Annotated in this window: 6 protein-coding genes; 3 read left to right on the forward strand and 3 right to left on the reverse strand. The window is 43.9% G+C overall.

The genetic code is table 11. From position 1 onward, the window contains the following. Positions 1–108: 108 nt before the first annotated feature. The gene (locus BGL89_RS03310) at positions 109–1,560 is read left to right on the forward strand and encodes a GTP-binding protein (protein WP_286824433.1); all 1,452 of its coding nucleotides are present in this window, start codon (positions 109–111) and stop codon (positions 1,558–1,560) included. Positions 1,561–1,775: 215 nt separating this feature from the next. On the opposite strand, the gene BGL89_RS03315 is transcribed toward BGL89_RS03310, so the two are convergent. Both BGL89_RS03315 and BGL89_RS03320 read right to left on the reverse strand, forming a co-directional pair. Continuing rightward, positions 1,776–2,072 carry a type II toxin-antitoxin system RelE/ParE family toxin gene (locus BGL89_RS03315; protein WP_286824434.1) on the reverse strand — a complete coding sequence of 99 codons (297 nt, stop codon included), beginning with the start codon at positions 2,070–2,072 and terminating at the stop codon, positions 1,776–1,778. Continuing rightward, positions 2,057–2,245: a hypothetical protein gene (locus tag BGL89_RS03320; RefSeq protein ID WP_002737442.1), complete on the reverse strand. Its 189-nt coding sequence runs from the start codon at positions 2,243–2,245 to the stop codon at positions 2,057–2,059. The genes BGL89_RS03315 and BGL89_RS03320 overlap by 16 nt, the downstream gene beginning before the upstream one ends. Before the next feature lie 354 nt (positions 2,246–2,599). Here BGL89_RS03320 and BGL89_RS03325 point away from each other — a divergent pair, with 354 nt between their 5' ends. Together BGL89_RS03325 and BGL89_RS03330 are read left to right on the forward strand one after the other, a co-directional pair. After that, a complete protein-coding gene (locus tag BGL89_RS03325) occupies positions 2,600–3,292 on the forward strand; it encodes a Crp/Fnr family transcriptional regulator (protein ID WP_286824435.1) in 693 nt (230 codons plus the stop codon). Between the two features lie 172 nt (positions 3,293–3,464). Next, positions 3,465–3,947, forward strand: coding sequence for a DUF29 domain-containing protein (locus tag BGL89_RS03330; protein WP_286824436.1), 483 nt, complete (start codon positions 3,465–3,467; stop codon positions 3,945–3,947). A gap of 502 nt (positions 3,948–4,449) precedes the next feature. Here BGL89_RS03330 and BGL89_RS03335 read toward each other — a convergent pair. Beyond that, entirely contained in the window at positions 4,450–5,157 is a 708-nt protein-coding gene (locus BGL89_RS03335; RefSeq protein ID WP_286824437.1) for a polysaccharide deacetylase family protein, read from the reverse strand. Positions 5,158–5,262 lie beyond the last annotated feature (105 nt).

Genomic DNA, 5,262 nt, shown 5'->3' on the forward strand with positions numbered 1-5,262 from the left:
GGTGCAACCCTGGAAGTTCTTAAGTGCTATATTAAAGATCAAGAAAAGCCGTCGTAAAACGACGGGGTTTTAACCCAAATTTTCGATAACTGATAACTGATAACTGAAATGACCTTTGACCCGTTCCTCGATCGAGCTTGGAATACCGAAGACCTAGAACAAGCGCTTCGAGGTGTCGGCACTATTCAAGAAGAACTCAACTATAATCAGGCGCGCAATTCTCTGAGCAAACTTGTTGAGCGTCTGGATCTTACCTCGATCGAGAAAATTGGTCTAGAAGCGGAGATTGAGCGCCTAGTGGGACTGCTGGAAAAACTCGATCGATCCCTGATTCAAATTGCCGCTTTTGGTCTGGTGGGCCGGGGAAAATCCTCGATTTTAAATGCTCTGGTCGGTCAAGAAATCTTTACAACCGGTCCTCTACACGGAGTTACCCGCACCATTAAAGGGGTAAATTGGCAGTTAAGCAGCGATGATACTTTCCCCAATCTAGCGCGTCTGACCCTGAACGGCCATGGTAATGCTCAGGTGCAATTGCTTGATACTCCCGGTATTGATGAGGTAGATGGGCAAACGAGGGAAATTCTCGCCTGTCAGGTGGCGCAACAGGTGGATTTAATCCTTTTTATCATCTCCGGTGATATGACCAAAGTGGAATTTTCCGCCCTGGCCAAGTTGCGGGAAGCGGGAAAACCGATGATTTTGGTCTTTAATAAAATCGATCAGTATCCCGAAGTCGATCGCCTCGCTATCTATGAGAAAATCGCCTCAGAACGGGTGAAAGAATTACTCTCCCCCGATGAGATTGTTATGGTGGCGGCCTCTCCCCTCCTGGCGGAGATGGTTAAAGGGCAGGATGGACGGCTAAAAACGCAACGATTTCGAGGAAGACCCCAGATAGAAGCCCTGAAACTCAAAATTTTGGAAATTCTAGAGCGAGAGGGTAAATCGCTGGTAGCACTCAATTCTATGCTGTATGCGGACGAGGTAAACGAGCAAATTGTCGCCCGCAAAATGGCTATCCGTGATCGCGGTGCTAATCAATTGATTCAAAAAGCAGTGATGATCAAAGCATCGGCGATCGCTCTTAATCCGGTGACGGTGTTGGATCTGTTTACGGGAGCAGTTATCGATCTAGCCATGATTCTCGCTCTTTCTCGCTTATACGGCATCGATTTAACTCGTCAGGGGGCGATCGCTCTTTTACAAAAAATTGCCCTCAATATGGGAGGCATTAGTGCCAGCGAATTTTTAGCGGTTTTGGGCTTAAGTTCCCTAAAAGGACTGCTTGGCCTCTCGATTCCTGCCACTGGCGGCATTTCTCTCCTTCCCTATACTTCGATCGCCCTAACTCAAGCGGGAGTCGCCGGTGTATCCTGTTACGCGATCGGCCAAGTGACGAAAACCTATCTCGCTAATGGGGCCACTTGGGGGCCCGATGGCCCGAAGGCAGTGGTAGCCAGTATTCTCGATTCCCTCGATGAAACCTCGATTCTCAACCGGATTAAGCGGGAATTAGGCTCAAAATTAGGGGGTGGGGGACTTTTCAGTGATCAGTAAACAGTAAACAGTAATCAGTGAACTGAAGGCAATAGGCAACAGGCAATAGGCTCCAAGAAAGAATCTGGCAATTCTCCTACCTAAAAAGAAGGTTAGAAACTGAGTAGATTCAGGCTTTTAGCTTAACAAATTTGGTTTTAGATTCGGCCCTTGTGAACTGAAAACTCAAATCTGATCACTGATAACTGATCACTGATAACTGATCACTGACTAGATCAATCCAAGAAATGCTTACTATGGACGATCGCCGCTATAATAACTACTGACCCTTGAATTTGATAGATCAGACGATAGGAGTAGGCAGACTTTTCTCGGATGGTATCATCGCTAAATTCGGCGCATTTTTTCGCTTCTAGGGGACAATTTTCTAAAGAATAGCTGATATCAAGAATTCGGCGCACGACGGCCGCCGCGTAGGAAGGGGAATCCCGACTAATATAAGATGCGATCGCATCCACGTCTTCAATTGCTTTGGGCGACCAGACAAGGCGATAATTCACTCGATCAGCCATTTGTTTAAAAGACCCTCAACTTCTTCTTGGGGGATTGTATTCTCTAGAGAGGCAGCGTTCAAACTTTGACGCACCTTCTCCAGAACGTATAAATGATACTGAATATCTTCAATTGAACAATCATCGGGTAATTGATTCAAGAGGGATTCAACTTTTTGTCTAATGCTATTCATACAAGTTTGACCGAAGTTTTTAAGGAAAAGTATAAATTTAAGTTATCTATCAACTATCATCTATCATTTATCATCGGATAGAAAATTATAGTTACGCATCCTATCCTAAGCCATAGTCCCCAGAAAAGCGAGAAAAAGTTAAGAATAGATAAAGCAATTATCTAGCTTTTGTAACATTGGGGCGGGGATACTGCCAAGAATACTTAATAATTCTCCTATCTGCTCAATCTCCGCGACTTTTAGGAATTATTGACCAATAACCATCTAGCAGCCACAAGACCCCCCCCAATCGCAGAAATTTTTTGTTACATTAGTTTACAGTTCCCTCAACGCCCCAGTGGGTTATTAATTTTAATGTCTTCTTCGGTTCCTTCGTCGGATTTTATCCCCTTAATCGGTCAAGAAACAGAAATCTTTAATTGGGCAAAATCCCATTATCGTAACCATACCTTTGCCAAAGATGAAAGAGTAGCCACGCGCCCCGGACTGTTATACTTTGTGGAATCTGGGGCGATTCGTATTGTTGGCAAGGCACAAGTTAACGTTATCGACCAAAAATCCCCCCGTAAACTATCTATTGCCGATAGCGAGGAAGTATTTCTCGGTTTTGTGGGTGCAGGTCAACCCTTTGAGATTTTTTCTCAATTTCCCTTTCAATTACAAGCCCAAGCTCATCTAGACCAAACCGAGTTAGTCTGGTTATACTGGGAAGATCTAGAAAAATGGCCGCAATTGCGATCGGCTGTTATGGAAACTTTTCGCCATCAATACCAGCGTAAGTTATTTTGGTTGAGTATTCTCGGTCAAAAACGCTCCCTCGATCGATTAATGGGGTTCTTGGTTCTATTATTGGAAGAATACGGTCAACCCTGTGTGGAAGGCTATTATCTTCCCTATCCCCTAACTCACGCTCAAATTGCCAGCGCCATCGGCACTACCAGAGTAACAGTAACAAGATTAATCGGTAAATTGCGACAACAAAATTCGATCTTTTTTAAGCAAGATAATCTTATCGGATTGCCCAGTTTATTTTTAAGTCAGAATTAATTTTTCTGCTGCTGGCCTTACTGACTCAAGGTATCAATAAGTAATAGGATGAAATTAACTTCTTGGTTAGGAAAGACAGAAGGCAAGAGCTAGAAAGCTAGTTTGGCTCTAGGTTTTAAAAACCCCACACAAGAAGATTCCTATCACAAATCAGCAACGCCAGAAATCTATTATGACCGCACAAACCCCGCCATCGCTCTCCGTTCTCTACGAGGAAGATTTTGTTCTCTGGACAGAAAAAACCGCCGAACTGTTAAAGCGAAAAGAGTTTGACAGGGTGGACTGGGAAAATCTGATCGAGGAAGTCGAATGGATGGGAAAAAGTGAGCGCCAGGCCGTAGAAAGTTTATTAACTCAACTATTAATTCATCTTTTAAAACTGAGTTATTGGACAGCGGAAAGAGAACGAAACGCGCGTCATTGGCTAGGAGAAATCGCCACTTTTCGAGTGCAACTGCAAAAAAAGATGAAAACCCCAACGCTGAAAAATCATGCCATCAATTCCTTCGCAGAGGCCTATTCGGACGCGAGACAAACCCTAATTGATGGGAGAATTGTCGATAAAAATGCTATTCCCCTAGAGTCTATATTCACTCTCGAACAAGTATTAGATGGGGATTGGTTCCCCATCGATATCGCACCTTTTCTTAGTTAAGACCCACATTCCGCACTTCACTAAGTAGCATAGTAGTATTATGTAAATTTATAGCCAAGGGCAATCACTCTGGCAATAAACATCCGTATTTTTTAGGCAATACTTTTCGTAGTACGGATTAGAGAATGTCAATATTAGTGTATTTAGGGTCTGCTGAAAAAGTTTTTCGGTGGGGGTAGGAGTCAGGAGTCAGGAGTCAGGAGTCAGGAGTTTCAGGCTTTGTTGCCCTTGTTGCACTAACATCGGACTTTAACAGGTCAAAAGCTTTATTTTAAAAGGGTTTTACCATTATTCAGCAAGCCCTATTTAGGCGCAAGAAAATAGAGGAATCAAAATAATCCCCTCAATAGTTAATCAATTATCATCAACCCAATTTACCTAGAGAAAATGAAAATTATAGATAATATTTTTGACAAGAAGAAGGCAGAAATTCTCAAATAAAACTTCTTTCTTTTTTTAAATTGGCGATCTTTTCTTGTCCTTAATTCCTAGAAAATGTCACCTAATAACGTTTGTGATCAACTAATTGGCTGAGAGTCACCACCTGATAACCTCGATCGTGTAATTTAGCTAATAAATTCTTCAGTACGATCGCCGTATTCTCATCTCTTTCGGGGGACCCACCGTGAAGCACTAAAATCGCCCCAGGGAAAATAAATTGCGAGATATACCAAGTGGTAAATTGAGGATGATTCGTTCCTTTTCTGGTATCTAAAGGGATCATGGAAGCGAGGGCAAATCGGGACTCGTAGCCAGGGAATTTCCCCAAAAAAGAGCGCATAGATTGATTATAGAAGGCTTGACCGGGACGATACCAGCGCGGCGCTTGACCGGCAAGACGACTTAAAATATCGTGAGCTTCCCGAAACTGACTGGCAAAAGCGTCGGCAGCCAGTTGACTGGTGCGGAGATCTTGGCTGCCGTGATTAGCGATTTCGTGACCTTGGGCGATTAGACGCTCAATCAAGGTGGAGTTCGGTTGCAGGTGTCCCGTGATCAGAAAAAAAGTCGCCTTGACGGGGCTGGCTTTTTCTCGATTATGAGCGGCGATCGCTGCTAAAATGCGATCGGTGGATTTTCCTTCCGGATCGTTGGGAGTGGGTAGATCATCGATAGTAAGGGCGATAATTTTCTCTCCTGTCGGTTGATAGAAAATTGCCCCGGTCAACAGCCGAGCGACGATCGAGATAATTAATTTGGCAATCCTCATTTGGGGGGTTAAGGGTTGACATCCTCACCGCCGTAAAACGGACGGTGATTCCCAAACCTCACGATTTAGGTTTCTGCTTCTTTCCCTTGCGGGGTTCCGCACCGG

The sequence above is a fragment of the Microcystis sp. LSC13-02 genome, from assembly GCA_002282935.1.
In the GTDB taxonomy this organism is placed as follows: domain Bacteria; phylum Cyanobacteriota; class Cyanobacteriia; order Cyanobacteriales; family Microcystaceae; genus Microcystis.

Coding starts and splice junctions, on each gene's coding strand:
- BGL89_RS03310 (WP_286824433.1), top strand. CDS start 109: ATGACCTTTGACCCGTTCCTCGATCGAGCTTGGAATACCGAAGACCTA.
- BGL89_RS03315 (WP_286824434.1), bottom strand. CDS start 2,072: ATGGCTGATCGAGTGAATTATCGCCTTGTCTGGTCGCCCAAAGCAATT.
- BGL89_RS03320 (WP_002737442.1), bottom strand. CDS start 2,245: ATGAATAGCATTAGACAAAAAGTTGAATCCCTCTTGAATCAATTACCC.
- BGL89_RS03325 (WP_286824435.1), top strand. CDS start 2,600: ATGTCTTCTTCGGTTCCTTCGTCGGATTTTATCCCCTTAATCGGTCAA.
- BGL89_RS03330 (WP_286824436.1), top strand. CDS start 3,465: ATGACCGCACAAACCCCGCCATCGCTCTCCGTTCTCTACGAGGAAGAT.
- BGL89_RS03335 (WP_286824437.1), bottom strand. CDS start 5,157: ATGAGGATTGCCAAATTAATTATCTCGATCGTCGCTCGGCTGTTGACC.